The organism is Agrobacterium sp. CNPSo 3708, assembly GCF_028674915.1.
GTDB classification, from domain to species: Bacteria; Pseudomonadota; Alphaproteobacteria; order Rhizobiales; family Rhizobiaceae; genus Agrobacterium; species Agrobacterium cavarae.
The window spans coordinates 1-20,397 of record NZ_JAQZSF010000001.1 but is presented as its reverse complement, the minus strand read 5'-3'; the positions used below and the strand labels follow the sequence as shown (position 1 = coordinate 20,397).

At 58.4% G+C, this 20,397-nt stretch carries 16 protein-coding genes and 1 pseudogene; 10 read left to right on the top strand and 7 right to left on the bottom strand.

Annotation, left to right across the window (positions count from 1 at the left end; translation table 11 throughout):
- Nucleotides 1–17: 17 nt before the first annotated feature.
- Entirely contained in the window at nt 18–971 is a 954-nt protein-coding gene (gene ubiA, locus PVA19_RS00085) for a 4-hydroxybenzoate octaprenyltransferase (RefSeq protein ID WP_274100796.1), read from the top strand.
- 83 nt (nt 972–1,054) lie between these two features.
- Here ubiA and PVA19_RS00080 read toward each other — a convergent pair whose 3' ends face one another.
- From PVA19_RS00080 to PVA19_RS00065, 4 genes are all read right to left on the bottom strand, one after another.
- Entirely contained in the window at nt 1,055–1,621 is a 567-nt protein-coding gene (locus PVA19_RS00080; RefSeq protein ID WP_062425928.1) for a DUF6101 family protein, read from the bottom strand.
- Nucleotides 1,622–2,044: 423 nt separating this feature from the next.
- The gene (locus tag PVA19_RS00075) at nt 2,045–3,475 is read right to left on the bottom strand and encodes an FAD-binding oxidoreductase (protein WP_274100795.1); all 1,431 of its coding nucleotides are present in this window, start codon (nt 3,473–3,475) and stop codon (nt 2,045–2,047) included.
- A 31-nt stretch (nt 3,476–3,506) separates the two neighbouring features.
- A complete protein-coding gene (locus PVA19_RS00070) occupies nt 3,507–4,484 on the bottom strand; it encodes an L-threonylcarbamoyladenylate synthase (protein ID WP_274100794.1) in 978 nt (325 codons plus the stop codon).
- 135 nt (nt 4,485–4,619) lie between these two features.
- Nucleotides 4,620–5,234 (bottom strand): DUF6656 family protein, encoded by a 615-nt coding sequence (locus PVA19_RS00065; protein ID WP_062426178.1) that lies wholly within the window; start codon nt 5,232–5,234, stop codon nt 4,620–4,622.
- Between the two features lie 323 nt (nt 5,235–5,557).
- Between PVA19_RS00065 and PVA19_RS00060 the strand changes: the two genes are divergently transcribed.
- The 4 genes from PVA19_RS00060 (at nt 5,558) to PVA19_RS00045 (ending at nt 9,266) form a co-directional block, all read left to right on the top strand.
- The gene (locus tag PVA19_RS00060) at nt 5,558–6,802 is read left to right on the top strand and encodes an aromatic ring-hydroxylating oxygenase subunit alpha (protein WP_062425925.1); all 1,245 of its coding nucleotides are present in this window, start codon (nt 5,558–5,560) and stop codon (nt 6,800–6,802) included.
- An 11-nt stretch (nt 6,803–6,813) separates the two neighbouring features.
- Complete coding sequence (locus tag PVA19_RS00055; RefSeq protein WP_082479198.1) at nt 6,814–7,890, top strand: hybrid-cluster NAD(P)-dependent oxidoreductase; 1,077 nt, start codon at nt 6,814–6,816, stop codon at nt 7,888–7,890.
- Nucleotides 7,891–8,073: 183 nt separating this feature from the next.
- Nucleotides 8,074–8,544, top strand: a complete 471-nt coding sequence (locus tag PVA19_RS00050; protein ID WP_111848083.1) for a BA14K family protein — start codon at nt 8,074–8,076, stop codon at nt 8,542–8,544.
- A 221-nt stretch (nt 8,545–8,765) separates the two neighbouring features.
- A complete protein-coding gene (locus PVA19_RS00045) occupies nt 8,766–9,266 on the top strand; it encodes a BA14K family protein (RefSeq protein WP_113226324.1) in 501 nt (166 codons plus the stop codon).
- A gap of 190 nt (nt 9,267–9,456) precedes the next feature.
- On the opposite strand, the gene PVA19_RS00040 is transcribed toward PVA19_RS00045, so the two are convergent.
- A complete protein-coding gene (locus PVA19_RS00040) occupies nt 9,457–10,452 on the bottom strand; it encodes a transporter (RefSeq protein WP_112358885.1) in 996 nt (331 codons plus the stop codon).
- A 394-nt stretch (nt 10,453–10,846) separates the two neighbouring features.
- On the opposite strand from PVA19_RS00040, the gene PVA19_RS00035 reads away from it, so the two are divergent.
- The 3 genes from PVA19_RS00035 to PVA19_RS00025 all read left to right on the top strand — a co-directional run bounded on the left by PVA19_RS00035 (nt 10,847) and on the right by PVA19_RS00025 (nt 13,818).
- Nucleotides 10,847–12,631, top strand: coding sequence for an acyl-CoA dehydrogenase (locus PVA19_RS00035; RefSeq protein WP_112519859.1), 1,785 nt, complete (start codon nt 10,847–10,849; stop codon nt 12,629–12,631).
- Nucleotides 12,632–12,642: 11 nt separating this feature from the next.
- Nucleotides 12,643–13,401 (top strand): crotonase/enoyl-CoA hydratase family protein, encoded by a 759-nt coding sequence (locus PVA19_RS00030; RefSeq protein ID WP_062438464.1) that lies wholly within the window; start codon nt 12,643–12,645, stop codon nt 13,399–13,401.
- Between the two features lie 87 nt (nt 13,402–13,488).
- Entirely contained in the window at nt 13,489–13,818 is a 330-nt protein-coding gene (locus PVA19_RS00025) for a hypothetical protein (RefSeq protein ID WP_274100793.1), read from the top strand.
- Between the two features lie 6 nt (nt 13,819–13,824).
- Here PVA19_RS00025 and PVA19_RS00020 read toward each other — a convergent pair whose 3' ends face one another.
- Both PVA19_RS00020 and PVA19_RS00015 read right to left on the bottom strand, forming a co-directional pair.
- Complete coding sequence (locus PVA19_RS00020; RefSeq protein ID WP_062425918.1) at nt 13,825–15,075, bottom strand: class I SAM-dependent RNA methyltransferase; 1,251 nt, start codon at nt 15,073–15,075, stop codon at nt 13,825–13,827.
- Entirely contained in the window at nt 15,072–15,824 is a 753-nt protein-coding gene (locus PVA19_RS00015) for a TlyA family RNA methyltransferase (protein ID WP_062425917.1), read from the bottom strand. The genes PVA19_RS00020 and PVA19_RS00015 overlap by 4 nt, the downstream gene beginning before the upstream one ends.
- 254 nt (nt 15,825–16,078) lie before the next feature.
- Here PVA19_RS00015 and PVA19_RS00010 point away from each other — a divergent pair, with 254 nt between their 5' ends.
- Entirely contained in the window at nt 16,079–18,112 is a 2,034-nt protein-coding gene (locus PVA19_RS00010) for a methyl-accepting chemotaxis protein (protein WP_274100792.1), read from the top strand.
- 1,334 nt (nt 18,113–19,446) lie between these two features.
- A pseudogene (locus PVA19_RS00005) lies at nt 19,447–20,397 on the top strand (ice nucleation-like protein); the annotation flags it as partial.

Here is a 20,397-nt window from a genome sequence, read left to right as displayed (position 1 = left end):
TGCGGTAGAAGTCCAGCATGGTTCATAACAGCGATCTTTCTGGCCGCGTTTCGGACGCGCCATCCAACAATTGGGTCTATCGGATCTTGCCGAGAGGCCTTTGGCCCTATGCGCAGCTTGCCCGGTGGGATCGGCCCATCGGCTGGCAGCTTCTGATGTGGCCGTGCTTCTGGTCTGCCGCGGTTGCCGCCAATGCGGCGCAACAGATCGGTACCTTTTCCTGGTTCACCTTGCTCTTCCACCTCTTCCTGTTTTTTGCAGGCTCGGTCGCCATGCGCGGTGCCGGCTGCACCTATAATGATCTGGTGGATCACAAGATCGATATGGCGGTGGCACGCACCCGGTCTAGGCCTCTGCCCTCCGGCCGCGTCACACGCATGCAGGCAAAAATCTTCATCGTGGTGCAAGCGCTCGCGGGCTTGGTGGTGCTGCTGTGCTTCAACAGCTTCGCCATCCTGCTCGGCCTGTCGTCACTCGTTTTCGTGGCTATCTATCCCTTCGCCAAGCGCTTTACCAACTGGCCGCAGTTTTTCTTGGGGCTTGCCTTTTCCTGGGGCGCATTGATGGGCTGGGCCGCTCAGTTCGGATCGCTGAGTGTCGCTCCCGTGCTGATTTATGGTGCGGCTATTGTCTGGACGATCGGATATGACACGATCTACGCGCATATGGACAAGGATGACGACGTGGCCGTCGGCATTGGCTCCACCGCCCTTCTGTTCGGAGATAGGACACATGGCTGGCTGGTGGCCCTTTATGGGACAGCCGCGGTGTTTCTCTTCCTTGCATTCGCAATCGCAAATATTAACCCGCTCGGATATGCAGGTCTGATCGTCGCCACAGCGATGCTTTTTTATCAGATAAAGGCTCTGGACATCGGCAATGTTGAAAAGTGCCTGGCACTCTTCAAATCCAACAACCGTGTCGGCCTGTTGATTTTCGCAGGCCTGATGTTGCCGCTCATTTTTGGATAACGAAAAGCCCGGACGCGGGGCACGCGTGCCGGGCTCACTTCGTCCGCATTCGAAACGCCGGCTGAACGACGGCGCTGCGTTGATCAGTTGCGGGCGATGATTTCCTTGCCTTCGATCCGCATCGTCAGACCGAGCGAACCGGTGCTGCGGCGCACGAGGAAGCGCGGACGGCGATCAGCGAAGTAGGAATGGCGGCGACGCGGGCGCGTCGACTTCGTCCGCACGTGGCCGATATGCTCTTCGAGAGGGCGGGCGACGCCGTCGGCTTCCACCATCAGCATGGGAATATTGTACTTTTCCGACCAGCTGCGCCAATCAGCAGCGATGTCGCACAGGTCATGCGCCACCAAGAGCGGAATGCAGAGATCCGGATCGTCGTGATGAAGTTCAAGTGTCACCGTCACGCCACCATCGCCATGGTCGATGGCGCGGGCTGCAACACCCTTGAATGCCCGTGCAGGCAGGGCGAAGGACAGCGGCAGACCGCTGGAATGAAGAACCTTGCGCAGAACGGCACCGCGCTCGTCAAGCGTGATATCGACATCTGACGAACCATTGCTGTTGCCATAGGTCAGCTGCTGCGGGAACCGCGTCGGATCGAGCCGGAGAGTTGCGCCTGCCCATTCGGGCTTCAGAACGGTGTTGTTCATATCATGCTATCCTTGTTTTACCTGAGAGCCGTTTCATGGCCTCGTCCGGGACTTTTCGTCCTCTGATAGGTGGAAGATAGCCAGCGCATCTTCGAAACAGCTTAAAAATCGAGGTTAAGAAAACTTTGCATTCCCAAATGGTTAGCAAAACCCAGCCGCTTAAGGTTTCAGATTCCTGAATTGGGACGGTGGCACGTCGTTCGGCCCACAGGTGGCACGGCTCGACGAAGTCTTGAGAAAAACGCCAGGGATCGGCCTGAGCGCATGTCCTGACAAGCACTTCAACAGGTGTGAGGGAGAGCGGCAATAGCCAATGCGGCGAGAGCCAAAAATGAGCGTGGACGACCGCTCTACAGCATCGAAGCACGCTGCTGAGATGCAACCGGGTAGAGTGCTCGTACGCCCGGAGAGACGCCTTGTGATTTAAGAGGCAACGACCTTGCCGGGGTTCATGATGCCTGCCGGATCGAAGGCTGTCTTGATACGACGCATCAGGTCCATCTCGATCGCCGGGCGGATTGCTGCCAGCTCGTCCCGCTTCAACTGCCCGATGCCGTGTTCCGCGGAGATGGAGCCACCGAAGGACAGCACGATACCGTGGACGATGTGGTTGATCTCTTTCCACCGGGCAAGGAAGGCGTTTTTGTCGGCACCAACCGGCTGGGAGATATTGTAATGGATATTGCCATCGCCCAGGTGCCCGAAGGCGCAGATGCGTGCACCGGGAATGACACTCATGACGGCTCTTTCCGCTTCATCCATGAAGGCCGGAACATGGGAAACCGGAACGGACACATCATGCTTGATGGAGCCTCCTTCCGGCTTCTGCGCATCCGACATGCTTTCGCGCATGTGCCACAGCGCCTGACGCTGGGCCTCCGAGGACGCGATCACGGCGTCCTGAACAATCCCCGCCTCAAAACCCTGTTCCAGCAGCGTTTCCACCATGGTCTGCGCAGTGTCAGCCGAGTCGGAGCTGGAGATATCGATCAGTGCGTACCACGCATGCGGCATTTCGAGAGGGTCGCGCACGCCGGGAATATGTTTCGCAGTAAATTCGACGCCGATCCGCGGCATGAGTTCGAAGCCGGTCAGCGCCGAGCCACAAAGAGTGGATGCGCGCTCGAAGAGTTTCAGCGCATCCGCCGGAGAATTGAGACCGGCGAACGCCACCTGATGGCCGAGCGGTTTGGGAAAGAGCTTCAGGACCGCGCCGGTGATGATGCCGAGCGTCCCCTCTGAGCCGATGAAGAGATCACGCAGATCGTAACCCGTATTGTCCTTCTTCAGCCGGCGCAGGCCGTTCCAGATTTCGCCGGTGGGGAGAACAACTTCCAGGCCAAGGCAAAGCTGGCGCATATTGCCATAGGCGAGCACCGCCGTACCGCCGGCATTGGTGGCGAGATTGCCGCCGATGCGGCACGAACCTTGCGAGCCGAGGGAAAGCGGGAACATCCGATCGACCTTCTCCGCCGCCTTGTGGACCTCGTCCAGAATGCAGCCTCCATCGACGACAATCACATTGGCGACGGGGTCGATATCGCGAACCTTGTTCATGCGTTCCAGCGACAGGATCACGTCACTTCCGCCATTGCGCGGCGTCTGCCCGCCAACAAGGCCGGTGTTCCCGGTCTGCGGCACAATCGCTGTGCCCGTTTCGCTTGCGAGTTTCATGATCGCGGCAACCTCCTCAGTCGTCGATGGACGTAACAGAAGCGGCGAATTCCCATGGTAAAGACCGCGGTTCTCGACGAGATGCGGTGCAAGATCGGAAGCGTCACGTAGCGCGTTTTTCTCGCCGACGATGGCGGCAAAGCGCGAGAGCAGTTCGTCGGACAAAGTAGTTGGCGTCATGAGAATTCCTCCGGTATCGTGTCAGGCGAGGTCAGGATCGCGGCGCAGCCGCGCGCTCCAACCTGTCATTGATGGCTTCGCCAAGGCCCCTATTGGGAATAGACGCCACCGCAATGGTGGTGGCACCGCTCGCATCGGCACGTTTCAGATGGTCGAAAAGATTGGCCGCGGCTTCTGCAAGTTCACCGCTTGGGCTGAGATCGAGCACGGCAACCGCATCGGCTTCTCCCGTTAGCGGCTTGCCCCCGAAGCGGATCAGAGCTTCGCCTTTGTGAACCGAAGTCGCATTCAGACGCACCGCTGCGCCCGGTGCATAATGTGAGGCCAGCATGCCAGGCGCTTCTATCGCGGCAGATGCGGTTGCCGGTCTGACGATCTCAACGCCCGCCACGCGTTCAATCTCATCCGCCACCAATCCGCCGGGCCGCAGGAGGCGGACGGAGCCATCGCTCTCGACCTTGATGATGGTGGATTCAACGCCGACGGGTGCTGAGCCGCCATCCAGAATAAGCTCTATCTTTTGACCCAAGTCCGCTTCGACATGGGCCGCACTTGTCGAGCTGATCTTGCCGGAGCTGTTGGCGCTGGGGGCTGCAAGCGGCCGACCGAGCCTCTCGATCAGCGCACTGGCAAAGCCTTTGGGAATGCGAATGCCGACGGTGTCGAGACCGGCTGTCGCTAGGGAATGGATCGGGCTCCCTTGTCTCAGGGGCAATATCAGCGTGAGTGGTCCCGGCCAGAAAGCGTCCGCCAGCTTGCGTGAGATCGGATCGAAGATCGCGTGTTGCTCCGCCATTGCCATGTTTGCCATATGGCAGATCAGCGGGTTGAACTGCGGACGCCCCTTGGTCTCATAGATTCGGGTGATGGCCGCGGGATTGGTCGCGTCTGCTGCAAGGCCGTAGACGGTCTCCGTCGGTATGGCGACGGGGAAGCCTGCCTCGATGACACGGACCGCTTCATTCAGTGCCTCTTCCGGCTGATGCTCGATATGGATTTGTCGCGCCATCTCTGAAGGCCCTTTCCTTGGGAAAGGCTCTTAAAGCATGTCGCGTGAAAGTGTGAAGCGGTTTTGCGATAGTGACAGGCGAAAACGATAAAGATTATAGCGCAAATCGCGAATTCGAACGATCGGACCAGGGCCTCACAGTGCACGGATGATTTTGCGCAACTCCTCCGAACGCGTGCCCAACATCAACACGTTCTTTAGGGCTTCTTTCGGGTCCTGTGTCTGGAACAGCAGGCCGCCGCGATGAATGGAGGTGTCGATCGCCACGGACTTGCCGCCACTTTGCGGCTGCATCGCGACGGCGAAATACATCCGCGACCGGGTCTGGTCGATCTTTTCGAAGAAATGCTCGTCACCGCACAGTTCCGCAAAGAAATTGGCGAGGTAAAAAGACCACAGAACCGGTCTGCTTTTGTCGAAACGGGTGGTGGAGGCCGTCACGTGGCAGTAGCCGAGATGGGGAGTGCTCTCGATCAGCTTGTGAGAGACCATATTGGGGAAACGGATGCTGGGGTGGAAGCCGTTCAGTCGTGAATGCGTCTTGGAGCCGGCATCCTGCAAACGGCGAGCGGTGATCTCCGCGACCTGTTCGTGGCTAAGATATCGCTTGCCGCCTTGCGGCAACGTCTCTTCAAAGCGACCGATGCGCCCGGTGCGCAAAAAATCGGAATGCGCGGTTTTCGACCTTGTCGGGGGGGCGACCTTGCCGGACTTTGTGTCTACGTAGCGGATACGAGTTTCCTTCTCCACAGCCATATCCTCTTTGAAAGATATACGCTTTTTAGCCGACTAGAGTTAATATCGCGTTTCCGGTCTGTCGGTGGCGTGTGTTGCAGCGCGCTGGAAGCCGAAGTCTTATTGCGACGACCAATCGTTTGAATTACCCTCTAAGCCACTGTTTTAAATTCAAAAAAAATAAAGCAGTACTTTTGCGGACGATGTCGCAATTTGTCGCCAATGCGGGACAGAATGTCGCGCAATGTGGTGCTGGAAAAAGGCGTCAATGATTAGATCAAATCACACCATGCGGCCGGGATTGTTGGGCGGCTGCAGTATTACTCGAGGACATGGCCATGGAACTGCGTGAAACCGTATTGCGCCAATTGAAGAATCGCCGCGAAGGCTTCAGCCTTGAGCAGCCATTTTATACCGATCAGGATTACTTCCAGCTCGACATGGAAACCATCTGGTATCGCGATTGGCTGTTCGTCGGTCACGACTGTGAAGTGCCGAAGTCCGGCATGTATTTTACCGTTCAGGTCGGCAATTATGCTGTCGTGATCGTTCGTGGCAAGGATGGCACGATCCGCGCATTCCACAATTCCTGCCGCCACCGCGGTTCGCGCGTCTGCACCAGCCAGAAAGGCCAGTCCGCCCGTCTCGTCTGTCCTTACCACCAGTGGACCTACGATCTGGATGGCAAGCTCCTTTTTGCTCGCCACATGGGCGAAGACTTCAACAAGGAAAACTTCGGGCTGAAGCCGGTCGCCTGCGAAACGGTTGCCGGTTACGTCTTCATCTGCCTTGCAGAGCAGCCTATGGATTTCGCGCCGGTTCGTGCGGAAGTCGAAGCCTATATGAAGCCGCACCGGGTTTGGGAAGCCAAGGTGGCGCATGAGAGCACCATCATCGAAAAGGGCAACTGGAAGCTCGTCTGGGAGAACAACCGCGAATGCTACCATTGCGCGGCCAACCACCCCGAGCTTTGCCGTACCTATCCGGAAAACCCGAGCGTCACCGGCACCGATGGCGGCGCGAGCGACCCTGAAATCGGCGGCCACTGGGCACGCTGCGAAGCGGCAGGCCTGCCAAGCCGTTTCAAGATCGACCCCAAGGGCCAGTTCCGCGTGGCGCGCATGCCGTTGATCGGTGAAGCGGAAAGCTACACCATGTCCGGCAAGCCTGCGGTTCGTCGCCCGCTGTCTGACGATGTCACCATCAGCCATATCGGCGCGCTGCTGCTCTTCCACTACCCGACGACCTGGAACCACTTCCTCGGCGACCACATGATTTCCTTCCGCGTGCTGCCGCTCGGTCCGCAGGAAACCATGGTCACGACCAAGTGGCTCGTTCACAAGGATGCGGTGGAAGGCGTGGACTACAATCTCGAAGACCTGACGCATGTCTGGAACGAGACCAACGATCAGGATCGCCAGATCGTCGAGGAAAACGCCTTCGGCATTCGCTCGCCCGCCTATGAGCCCGGACCTTACTCCATGGAGGACGAAGGCGGCGTCATGCAGTTCGTCAACTGGTATGCAGACTTCATGATCGACCGGCTGTCCGGCGACAAGAAGAAGCTTTCCGCAGTGGCTTGATGCAGATGACCATGGCCGTGACCTATAAGCATATCGATGAGATGAAGCCCTGGAGCGACAAGCTTCACATGCTGGAATGCATTTCGGTAACCCCCGAAACGCCGGATGTGATGACGTTCCTGTTTCGCTCCACTGACACCAACTGGTTTCGCTATATTCCGGGCCAGTTCGTGACGCTGGAACTGCCAGTCGGGCCGGAGCCGCTGTTTCGGACCTACACGCTGTCTTCCACGCCGTCTCGTCCCTATGCGGTGGCCGTCACGGTCAAGGCGCAGAAGAACTCGATCGGCACCCGCTGGATGTTCGACAACCTCAAGCCGGGGATGAAGATTCGCGCGCTTGGTCCCCTGGGTGACTTTTCTTATGTGAAGCATCCGGGCGACAAGTATCTGTTCATCTCCGCAGGCTCTGGCGTCACGCCGATGATGTCGATGGTGCGCGACATGTGCGATCGCGCGCCGCACAGCGATATCTCGTTTATCAACTGCTCCCGCACACCCGCCGATATCGTGTTCCGCCATGAACTCGAATATCTCGCACGCTACATGCCGAACCTGTCTCTGGGGTTCATCGTGGAGTCCTGCGGTCGCACAGATCTTTGGTCGGGCCTGAAGGGCTTCGTCGACAAGGCCAAGATTGCGCTCTTGTCTCACGACTTCATGGACCGCACGGTTTTCTGCTGTGGCCCCGAGCCCTTCATGGCGGCGGTCAGTTCCATGCTCGAAGCCTCCGGCTTCGACATGACACGCTATCATCAAGAAAGCTTCGCGCCGGCCGCGCCGCCGGTAGCCGTTGGTGAAACGGCGATCGAGGCTGATGGCGAGGCGTTGACGACGGTCGGCTTCACGCTTTCCGGCAAGGACGTGCCATGCCAGCCGGGACAGACCGTCCTGATGACTGCCAGAGCGGCAGGGGTTCGCATCGGTGCGGCCTGTGAATCCGGCATCTGCGGCACCTGCCGCGTGCTGAAGCTGTCCGGCGAGGTCGAGATGAACCATAATGGCGGTATTCTCGATGAAGATATTGCGGAGGGCTATATTCTGGCCTGCTGCTCCAGGCCGCTGACTGACGTCAAGGTGGAGGCGTAAAGCCTCCTCCTCCTACCTTTTCGTTCCTGCAGTTGGCAGTCATTGCCATGATCCATGGAACGAGTTTGTAGTTTTCCCGTTTCTAAAATGTCTGAGGCTGTGTCACTGCGGGCCGTTTCCGCATTTCTGCCGAAAGATATAAAAACAGCACAACATCAATGTGCAGAGAAACGGAGGAAATTCATGCTGAATTTGCGGAAGACGAGCCTCGCGACCGCTCTAGTCATGGTCCTGACGAGCTTTACGCCATCGCAGGCCTTTCAAGTTCCCACACCCATTCCGGCACCCGTTGCCGCTCAGAATCAGGTCGTAGACATCCAGTATCGCGACTGGCGCGACCGTCGCGAATGGCGTCAGCGTCACGGTCGTGACTGGCGCAACCATCGCGAATACCGCCGCCAGGGCTTCTATAACGGCCACCGCGGCTATCGCGACCGTCGTCCGGGCTACCGTTATCACAACGGCTACTGGTTCCCGCTTGCAGCCTTTGCGGCTGGCGCGATTATCGGTGGTGCCACCAATCAGGCCCGTCCATCCTACGGCAGCAACCACCAGCAGTGGTGCGCCAACCGCTGGCGTTCCTACCGCGCATACGACAACAGCTATCAGCCGAATAACGGCCCGCGCAGGCAGTGCGTGTCGCCCTATAGCTAAGATGCATGATTTGGATGGCCCGGCTTAGCCGGGCCTTCCGTCGCTTGGGGCAGCAACCCATTCAAGTATCTGTGATCGTTTCGTTAATGCTGCATTCAGGCTGAATTTCTTAACTTGAATATAAGGCGAGTCCACGCCGTTAAAAACTGGATAAACAGGAGAATAATCGTCGTAGTTCACCCCGTCCGTTTGTGTATCCGGATGTGAATGGAGAAGGTAAGATGAAGACTTACATGAAAGCTGCTTTGGCCGCTGGCCTCTCTGCTATTGTTGCTGTTGGATCTATTGTTCCAGCTCAGGCTATGCCCATCGTGCCTGCGCCGGTTGCACCACAGGCGGACAACAACATCGTCAACGTTCAGTATTGGCGCGACCGCGGCTATTATCGCGACTACGGCCCGGGCTACTATCGTGGTCATCGTGGCTACCGCGATTACCGTCCTGGTTATCGTCGCCACAACGGCTACTGGTTCCCGCTTGCGGCCTTCGCCACCGGCGCCATCATTGGCGGTGCGCTATCTCAGCCGCGCGAAGTCTACCGCCCCGTTCCGGAGTATCGTCCGCGCCCGGTCTATCGTGAATATCGTCCGGTCGTCCGCGGTGGCGTGAGCCAGGCGCATGTGAACTGGTGCTATGGCCGCTATCGCTCTTATGATGCGTATAGCAACACGTTCCAGCCCTATCATGGGCCACGTCAGACCTGCTACTCGCCGTACCGCTGATTGAACGAAAATATATAATTTATGAGGGCCGTCCTGCACTTGCTGGGCGGTCCTTTACATATGCGAAGAGACACAAAGCGCCCACGCGGAAAGCGCATCGTGGTCTTTTCGGATTGGCTCCTGCGCTTCAGCTCTTTTTCTATCGCGTGGTCATCGCAAAACCGCTGCACGGTTTTGCTTGGGCCATGCTTTAGATGATGCCGACACGTCGCAGCAGAAACCAGGCGAGAAGACTGGAGGCGACGATAAAACCCGCTGCATAGAGTGTTCCGTTTCCGCCATCGATGAAGGGGAGAGCGCTGGTGTTCATGCCAAAAAATCCTGTGACGAGCGTCGGCGGCAACAGAAATGCGGTCATGATCGACAGGATGTAGAGGTGGCGGTTCGTTTCCGACGAGAGCTTGGAGTCGATTTCTTCATGCAGCAGACGGGCCCGCTCTTGAAGCGCATAGACATCGTAGTCGACGGACTCCAGTCGGCTCGTCAGCCGTCCGGCAATCTCCTCGAAGCCTGCCGGCATTTCATCCTCATCCGCGGCTGAAGCGCGCCGCATCAATGTCAGCACGGTTCGAAGATGACGATGCAGCCGCACGACGGTGCGACGGACGGGTGCCAGCCTTCTCCGCTCGTCGCGCGGGGCAGCGGCGTAGACGTAATCCTCGATGGCGTTGAGTTCTTCCGTCGTCTCCATCACCAGGTTGATAAGACTGCGCTGAAACTCCGCCACCAGTCCCTCGAAGATGTGCGACGGCGTGCTGAAGCGCTTCGGGTTCTTGTCGATGGCAGCCCGCAGCCGATCCACCGACCGTAGCGGCTGAAGCCGTGTGGTGATGACGAAGCGATCCGTCAGGGCAAAATGCAGCCAGCCCAGGTCGCGGGTTTCCTGATCGAACTCGCGCTGAAAATCCACCAGCGTACCGTAAAGCGCGCCTTCATCGACGGTGATGGAGGGGTGCGTCTCATGCGTTGTCAAAATGGCGCGAATGTTCTCGTCGAAACCAGGAATCGAGTCCAAAAACGCAACGACCCGCGTGTCCGCCAGGTTGAGATGCAGCCAGAAGAAGCCTTCGCTGCTTTCCATGTCGCTCCACTGTGCGGTTGGAGCGAGGCGTGTGCAGAGCTGGCTCCCCGGCTCGAAGCGATAGGCCCAGACGAGGCCGGGAATGGCTGGGTACTGTATATCCATGTCGCGTTCCTGAAAGGCGGGCCTGTCTACGCCAGAGGCCATGCTGCTCGAAGGGTCGGACATGCAGAACAGAGTTTTATGACAGTTTCATAACAAGGGTGATCTTGCCGACCGATAGGCCTGAAAATCGCAATCGATTCTTCGACCTACAGCATGGTCCAAGCAAAAGTGTGCAGCGGTTTTGCGATGACGACCTGCGATAACAAGGACCTGAAGTGTATGAGCGAATCTCAAAGATCGCGACACGCGTTAAGGTCAGTCGAAGAGATGGAACGTCCTTCGCAGGCCCTGAAGGACACGCCGTTCCAGGGAAATTTCAAATTGACGTTTACGTAAAAATCAATTAGCCCCTAAGGACATTGCATTGTAGGCAGACGCTTCGGGAGGAGGCAGGATGTATACCGCGCCGGTAGACGATATCGCTTTTACGTTGAAACACGTTGCAGGGCTGGGTGTTGCTCTTCAGAGCGGTGCGCTCGGTGATCTCGATGAAGATCTCGTTGATGCCATTCTCCATGAGGCAGGACGTTTCGCCACTGAAGAGGTCGCTCCGCTTGCCGAAATCGGCGACCGCCAGGGCTCGCGCATGGTGGATGGTGAGGTTCGCACGCCCGATGGATGGGCCGGTCTCTATCATCGCTGGGCCGAAGGCGGCTGGAACGGCCTGACGGCGCCAGAGGAATTTGGCGGGCAAGGGCTGCCGCATATGCTGAACGTTGCGGCGCTCGAAATGTGGAACTCCGGCTCCATGGCGTTTGCGCTCTGCCCGACGCTGACGATGGGTGCGATCGAAGCCATCACCGCCCATGGCAGCGACGCGCTGAAGGCCGTCTATCTCGAAAATCTCGTCAGCGGCAAATGGACAGGTACCATGAACCTGACCGAGCCACAGGCAGGCTCCGATCTTGCCGCACTCAAGACCAGGGCCGAACGGGCTGACGACGGCACATACCGCATTTTCGGCCAGAAGATTTACATCACCTGGGGTGAACACGACGCCGCCGAAAACATCATCCACCTTGTGTTGGCCCGTTTGCCCGATGCGCCAGCTGGAACGAGGGGCATTTCGCTCTTCCTCGTGCCGAAGTTCTTGCCTGACGCTGCCGGCAATCCGGGTGAGCGCAACGATTTGTTCTGCCATGCGCTTGAGCATAAGCTTGGCATTCACGGTTCGCCGACCTGCACGATGATCTTTGGCGATGGCCGCTACGGTCAGGAGAAAGGCGCGATCGGCTGGCTCGTGGGCGAAGAGAACAAGGGTCTCGCCTGCATGTTCACGATGATGAACAATGCCCGCCTGGCCGTCGGCATGCAGGGCGTGGCGATTTGCGAAGCCGCAACCCAGAAGGCGATCCAATACGCCAAAGAGCGGACGCAGGGCAAGGCGCCCGGAACGACGGCAACGGGCATGAGCCCGATCATCGAGCATCCGGATATTGCCAGAACGCTGCTGACCATGAAGGCACTGACGCAAGGCTCGCGCGCCATCAGCTTCGCCTGCGCCCACGCGATCGACATGAGCCACGCGGAAAGCGATGCGGGCACGCAGAAGTTCTGGCAGGAGCGTGCGGCGCTTTTGACACCGATTGCTAAGTCCTTCTCCACCGATGCCGGTGTGGACGTTGCCTCGCTCGGCATCCAGGTCCACGGCGGCATGGGCTTCATCGAGGAAACGGGCGCGGCCCGCTATCTGCGTGACGCCCGAATCGCCCCAATCTATGAGGGCACCAACGGCATTCAAGCCATCGACCTCGTCATGCGCAAGCTTCCACTCTCCGAAGGCCACCACGTTCGCGGCTTTATCGAAGAGTTGAAGGCCATTGCCGAAGACGTACGTGCATCGAACAAGCCGGAACTGGGCGAAACTGCGCGCTACCTCGACCAAAGCATCGCCGATCTCGAGGCTGCCACCGACTGGCTGCTGGACGCCCAGGCCAAGGGAGAGGCAGCCTCCGTGCTGGCAGGTGCGACACCCTACCAAAGGCTGTTCGGCCTCGCATTGACGGGCGTCTATCTGGCCAAGGGCGCGCTTGCAGCCGTTGAAGACGGGCAGGGTACCAAGCGTGCCTCGCTTTGCCGTTTCGCTGCGGAAAACCTTTTGGCAGAAACGGCTGCCTTGAAGGATCGTGTCGTCTCGGGTGCCGCAAGCCTCGAAGCTGCACGCGTCGTTCTTGGATGAAGGAAGTATCGATGTCCGAAGATCATATCCTTCTCGAGCGGCCTCAGGTCGCAGCCGGCGTACAGGTCATCCGCTTCAATCGGCCGGACAAGAAGAACGCCATCACTGATGCGATGTATCGCAGCATGATCGAGGCTTTGAAGGCCGCCGATGCGGATGAAGACATCCGCGCAATCGTTTTTCTCGGCACGCCGGGATGCTTCTCCGCCGGCAATGACATGGCTGATTTCCTTGGATTTGCGATGTCGGGCGGCAAGGGGCGGCTAACGGCTGGAGACTTCCTGCACACGTTGGTCAGTGTGGAAAAGCCCATCGTCTCCGGCGTCGATGGCCTGGCCATCGGTATCGGCACGACGCTGAACCTGCATTGCGATCTGACGGTCGCCTCCAGCCGCAGCCTGTTCAAGACGCCCTTCGTCGATCTGGCACTTGTGCCGGAAGCTGCCTCCAGCCTTCTCGTGCCGCGCATTGCCGGCCACCAGCGGGCATTTGCGCTTCTGGCGGCAGGTGAAGGCTTCTCGGCCGAGCAGGCTATGGCGGCGGGCCTGATCTGGAAGGTCGTTCCCGAGGCGGATGTCGAGGCGGAAGCCTTGAAGATCGCTGCCAACCTGGCGTCGAAGCCACCACAGGCGCTGAAGATTGCCCGCAATCTGGTGCGTGGCGATGTCGATGCGATCCGAGCCCGGATCGACGAGGAAATCGTTCACTTCGCCGCTCAGCTTCAGAGTAGTGAGGCGCGCGCTGCCTTTGAGGCATTCATGCGCCGTTAAGTCTCTTGAGAAGAAGGTCTCGGTCTTTACGGAACGGGAAGTGTTTCCGGTTACTCGATCGACATCTTTACTTGGGAGAAGGCCGCCATGATGCGCAAAACCGCTCTTGCAATGATTGCTATACTGTCGCTATCCGGCGTCGCGGATGCCGGGATGCTGTCCTCGCCGATGATGTCGTCCCCAAGAGAGAGCGATGTCGTTCAGGTGCAGGGCTTCAATAGCAGCTCACCACGCAGTAATCAGAACCAGAATAACGGGTGGGATCGCCGCCAGCCGCGTTTCGTCTGCGTCATCACGCCACCAGACAGCGCCGAGCGCTCACGCCCCTATGTCTGCCCGGTTCAGCAGGGCCGCGTCGGTGGCCGTTGCCGCTGCTCCGGCGTCGTCGGCAGCGGCAGTATCGATACGGCGTGGTAAAGCGCTTTACTTTTCCAGCGTCGCGACCGCCTCGACATGCGGCGACCAGAGGAACTGGTCGATCGGCGTCACGCTTGTGATGCGATAGCCGCCTTCGACCAGGATGGAGAGGTCGCGCGCGAAGGACAGCGGATTGCAGCTGACGGCAACGATCTTCTTGACCGTGCTGCGGGCAAGCTCCTTGCATTGCGCTTCCGCACCCGCTCTTGGCGGATCGAAGACGACGGCGTCGTAAAGCTTCAGTTCCTTGGCGATCAAGGGATGACGGAACAGGTCGCGCCGCTCGGTGGTGACCGGCTTCAAGCCGGGTGTGTTGCGCGCGGCAAAATCGAGCGACTTCAACGGCTTGTCTTCCGCTTCCACGCCATGCACCTTGCCGACACGCGCCAGTCTCAGCGTGAACGTACCGGTGCCGCAGAACAGATCGGCGATGCGCTTCGATTTTCCCACATGCGCCAAGACGCGCTCGGCCATGGCCTCTTCTGCCACGTTCGTGGCCTGGACGAAGGTGCCGGCGGGAGGGGCGACCTTGACGCTACCGAATTCGATCACCGGCTTTTGCGGTTCGATTAGAATTTCGCCGGAGAGCGATACGCGGGCGATGCCGCGCATGGAAAGAACCGTTTCCGTCAGTGCACGGCGCTGCTTGTCATTGACGGACTTGATGCCGTCCACCGCAATATCGAGCCCTGAAAGCGTCTCCATCACTGTGATGCGGAAAGGCTCCGCGTTGGATGCCAGCGGCAAACCGACCGCACGGATCGCATCGAGCCTCGACACGATGGCCGGGGCGGCGATGGGACATTCCTCGATCGCAACGATATGGTGACTGTTGGCCTGGCTGAAGCCGAGAAGAAGTCCCTTTTCGGTTTTGCGCGCGGTGAAGACAACGCGACGTCGCTCACCTGGCCGGCAGATCACCAGCGGATCGACCTCCACATCCAGACCCTTTGATCGGAGGGCGGCAACGACGAGATTCCGTTTGAAGTCGTGGTAGGGCTCGTCTTGAACATGCTGCAACGAACAGCCGCCGCACGTGCCGTTCTTGCCATCCGGTCCGAAATGGCGACAGGCAGGCTCGCGCCGCTCCGGCGACGCTTCCGTAATCGACATGATGGTGCCCTGGTCCTTCACCCGGGCAATCGCGACCGTTTCTCCTGGAAGCGTAAAAGGCACATAGACCGTGCCCTCTGGACAGTGCGCGATGCCATCGCCCTGCGCGCCGAGGCTCTGGATCTTGACGGTCTGCGTGCTCATGGCTTTCTGCCTCCGAGAAGGAATTCTACATTGCCATCTCCACCTGCGATGGGGGAGGGGATGAGGCCAAGGCTTTCCCAGCCCATGTCTTCGGTGAGCCAGCGCTCGAGCTCTGCGGCAACCTGCGGAGCAGTGTCCGGCTCTTTCAACAGGCCTGCCTTGCTGATCGCATCCCGGCCGGCTTCGAACTGCGGCTTGACGAGAAGAACGGCGAACGCGCCGCTCGTCGCCAGATCGAGCGCCGGCGCAAGGGCAAGTTTCAGTGAAATGAAGGAGACATCCGAGACGATGAAGCTGACCTCGCGGCCGTCAATATCGTCTTGCGTCAAAAACCGCGCATTCAGCCCTTCGATGCTGGTCACGCGCGGATTGTTCTCCACCCGCGGATGGATCTGCCCATGACCCACATCGATTGCGGTCACATGGTCCGCACCGCGTTCCAGCAGCACCTCCGTAAAGCCGCCGGTAGAGGCGCCCACATCCAGACACTCGTGGCCTTTCGGGTCCAACGTGAAGTGATCGAGTGCTGCGACGAGCTTTAGAGCGGCGCGCGAGACATAATCCTGTGCCGGATCGTCAATCGCGATAACCGCGCTCTCGGCAAAGCAAAGGCTCGGCTTGGTGACGATCTTGCCATTCACGCTGACGGTGCCGCGCGACACGGCATCGCGCGCGCGGGAGCGACTGGCAAACAGTCCCTTGGCGACCAGAAGCTGGTCCAGGCGTTGATTTTCGGATGTTTTGGTCATGGAGAGTGTCAATGACGGCCAATCGGGCGCAGCGCAAGCGGTTTGTGGCCCGCTGCTGAGGAAGACTTCGTTTACCCTACGAAATACTGCCTGGGTTTGTTTTTTTAGAACCATCGTATTTAAGTAAAAATCAACCGCTTTGCAGCAATTTGCGAAGCTGAAAATCCCGTCGCTGACATGAAGGTTAGGCCGGAAAATTTCTGGTTCGCGCTCTGATGATTGATGCGCGGTCCCGTGTCGAAAAAGAGTTGTCGATGTCTCTCAAAAATTTGCCTATCAATATCAAGCTGATCATGACCTTCGTCGCCTTGATGGGTGTGTGCCTCGTGGCCTCGGCAGTTGTCTTTTTCCAGACTCTGGACGCACAGCAGCTGTCCGAAACGCAAACCCGCACGGCGCAACTCATGCAAACGGTGGACGAAGCGAAGGCAGCCATGCTCGAGCAGGTCGTCAATCAGCGCGGCTTTCTTCTGTTCCGTAGCGACAGCACCTACAAGGATGTGTTTGCCCAGCGCGACGTGATGCTCGCAAAATTGAAGGAGGCACGCGGATACGCTGCCGACCAACCCGAGATTCTGAAATCCATCGATGAGATGGAAGCGACCGCCACCGTCTTTTACAAGCAACTGGCAGAGCCGCAGATGGCAGCCCGCAAGACGACGGAAGCACCGGTTTCCGAAATCATCGAAATTGGCCGCAACCAGGCCAAGGGCCAGGTCGATGGCTTCCGCGCTGCAGCAGAAAAGATCAAGGAACAGCTCAACGCGCTTACCAAGTTGGAGATCGCGGCTCAGCAAAGCGCCCAGGCCAATCTGCAATATGCACTGCTCGGCGGTGGCGCTGGGGCGGGCCTCGTTTCAGTCCTGCTGATCTGGGCGCTATCACGCGCCATCGTTACGCCCATCGTCGGCATGACGGATGCCATGGGCCGTCTGGCAAACGGCGATAACAATGTCGATGTTCCCGCCCTGGATCGCGGTGACGAAGTTGGGAAAATGGCAAAGGCTGTCCTGGTCTTCAAGGATGCCGCTATCGAAAAGCAGCGCCTGGCAGGTGAAACAGATCGCATGCGCTCCGCGACAGAAGCCGATCGTCTGCGCAACGAGGCTGAAAAAGAGCGCGCCGAAGCGGAACAGGTTTTTGCTCGCGAGGAACTTGCCAAGGGTCTCCAGGCACTGGCCGACGGTAATCTCGACTATCGTATCGAAAAGCCATTCACACCGTTCATCGAGCCGCTTCGTTTGAACTTCAACACGTCGCTCGACAGTCTGCAGCAGACATTGCGCAAGGTGGGTGAGAATGCTGCGGCAATCCACGCCGGTGCCGCCGAAATGCTGTCTGCAGCCGACGACCTGTCGCGCCGCACCGAACAGCAGGCTGCGTCCGTTGAAGAGACCGCTGCGGCGCTGGAAGAAGTGACCACGACGGTTCGCGACAGCGCCAAGGGTGCCGAAGAGGCAGGCGCTCTCGTGCAGCGCGCCCGTGCCGGTGCCGAACAATCCGGTGCAGTCGTACGCCGCGCCGTGGCCGCCATGCAGGAGATCGAGAAATCCTCCGGCGAAATTACCAACATCATCGGCGTCATCGACGACATCGCCTTCCAGACAAACCTGCTCGCACTGAATGCGGGTGTGGAAGCAGCGCGTGCGGGCGAGGCAGGCAAGGGCTTTGCCGTCGTCGCCCAGGAAGTGCGAGAATTGGCCCAGCGCTCCGCCAATGCGGCGAAGGAAATCAAGTCGCTGATCAGCAACTCCAGCAAGCATGTCGAAAATGGCGTGGGCCTCGTCGGCGAAACCGGCAAGGCGCTGCAGATGATCGTCGCCGAGGTGGAAGAGATCAACACCCATGTGAGCGCAATTGTCACCGCCTCGCGCGAACAGTCGACCGGCCTGCAGGAAATCAACACCGCCGTCAACACCATGGATCAGGGGACACAGCAAAACGCAGCCATGGTCGAACAGCAGACGGCTGCAAGCCACTCGCTCGCTCGCGAGGCCGAAGCGCTCACGAGCCTGATCGGCCAGTTCAATCTGGGCGCAGGTGCGGCCACACGCGTTGCGTCCTTTACATCAAGTCCGGCTCCGACTGCGCCACGCGCAGCGCCTGCGGCTGCAGCAAAGCCCGTCTATTCGACGAAGCCAAGCTTCACACCGGCCGCAGTCAAGCCAACGGCCCGCCCGGTCGCGTCGCCTGCGCGCGCACTTGGTAACACGCTTGCAAAAGCATTCGGGGCGCCAGCTGAGACACCTGTCTTGAAGCCAAGCGAACAGAACTGGGAAGAGTTTTAAGAATAGGGCGCGCCGCTTCTAAGTCATGAGTGGCGCTCTATCTACTTTGATCGATGCATCGTGCTTTCTGAAAATCGATTCCGATTTTCGGGCCGATGCTGTAGGCTGACTTGGATGTGAAGGCGGGTGGTTCTTGCACCCGAAACCGGCTATCCACATCTCTTATTGCGGGGGCGGACACGGTTCCGCCCCCTCAGTTGTCGCAAGGCTTGACAGTGCACATCTGTCTAAGCCCTGCTGAAATGACCGGTCAACGGTCTCAAAGAACAGTTCCCCCAAAAGCCGTCTTCCACGCTGCTCAAGACGATACTCGATCCGCAGTTTCTACGGCATGTCTTTGCAAGCGCTTCATGTTTGCTTCTTTGTGACGGAGCAAGGGTGCCGCCGCCTCTCAGGCAAATAGCGTCCGAGCCTTCAGACGTCGTCTTGCACTCGGCAGCGCTTGCACGTCGGAGAATTGCGCACTTGGTGACAGCGAGTGGTCGCTGCGTGTGTCCGTACTCTCTTGCCGAGTGAAGATTATCATCGTCGCCGTGGCGCAACTGCTCCATGGAGCCGGTGCGCGAACAATTACTAGACCGCCAGGTAAAAACGATACTCTCCACGACGTTCGAAATACGGGCTGCATGATGCTTTCATGCCGAAAACGCAGAGTAGCGCTATAAAGAAGGCTCCTAATTTGCGCTTTTTCACATGGTTAAACTTACAACTTGCCGCGCTGTCGGGACCTATTCATTCGCTATCTTCGAGGAAGAAGAAAAAAATGACCAGTTTCTGTCGCTATTCACTATCCCGTCCAGCCAAGACGCCGCCGCTGCCCTGATCAAAAACATCAGATTAAAAATTGCCTTTCTTTTCTTGTGACGCGAATATTACTGGATTTTTGCGCTTCTTGATCTGAAATATAGTGGGTGAATTTGACCAATACTTTTTAGATAAAGCGCATAATCTATGTTTTTCACCTGTAGTTGAGTCGAATCTTCAAAAAATTTGGTACATTATATCCCTCTAATTTCTCTCAAAAATACATGAAATTGAAGAATAAGTGTCCGCGATGGCACGGAGCGTTAACCCGGTTTTAAAGGTTTGCCTGCTACGAAATAGCCATAGTCAGTTATTCAAGCGGCATCGTTTATTAGCGGCATTCGCAATAGCTAGCGTGGAAAATCCGAGCTTCTCCAGCTCGAATTGCATGATGCGGTTCCTACGCAGGTTCACATGAGCCATGTTCTCAACAATTTCGCTTTATTTGCGCGTGTCGGATTGCTGTCGGTGGGGACAGTGTCAGGCGGCAGATAGGCGCGACCAGTCGCCATTCGGTAAGGGACACGTTCATGACCTCCATTATCTCATCCTTGTCTGCTACGCAGATCTCAAAGCTTTCCACATCGACGATCGCGAGCTTGACCTCGGAAGACGTGAATGCGCTCGACGCCACCAAGATCAAGGCGCTGAGCTCCGCTCAAGTCGGATCGCTCACGACTGCCAATGTCGCCCTTCTGAGCTCTGATGACGTCCGCGCCATTTCGGCGCCCGCCGTCAAGGGGCTCACGCTGAGCCAGCTGGGAGCGCTGAGCACCGCTCAGGTCACTGGCTTTAACGCGGCACAGGTCGTGGCACTGAGCACCTCCCAGATCGAAGGATTGTCGACCAGCCAAATCCAGGCGCTGAACGCCACCCAGATCGCCAGCATGAGCTCGGCTCAGGTCGCGACAATCAACAGCGCAGAACTGGCTCTCTTCAGCACCGATGAGATCGCTGCTATCAGCACCCAGGCGATCGCCGGCCTTTCTGCAGCAGCTCTGACCAACCTCAGCAGCACCAGTGCAGCCGCACTGACCAAGGCACAGATCGCAGTCATGTCGTCGACGCAGCTGAACGCTCTGTCGTCCGACGCGCTGAACACCTTTTCCAGCGATGAAGTCAAGGCCATCAGCGCCAAGGCGCTTGTAGGCATCACCGTCAGCAAGTTGACCACGGGCAACATTGCAAATCTGAGCGCGACGCAGGCAGCAGCCCTGACCACGACGCAATTTGCAGCGATGACAACCGGCCAGGTCGATGCGCTGAACTCGGCTCAGATCGCCGCACTAAGCTCTGCCCAACTGGCAACGCTCGACAGCGCCGAACTCGCTCTCTTCTCTACGGGAGAGGTTGCATCACTCAGCACCAAGGCACTTTCCGGTCTTTCTGCAGCGGCTCTGACAAACTTGAGCAGCACAAGTGCGGCAGCACTGAACAAGGCGCAGATCGCCGTGATGTCTACGTCGCAGCTGAACGCTCTG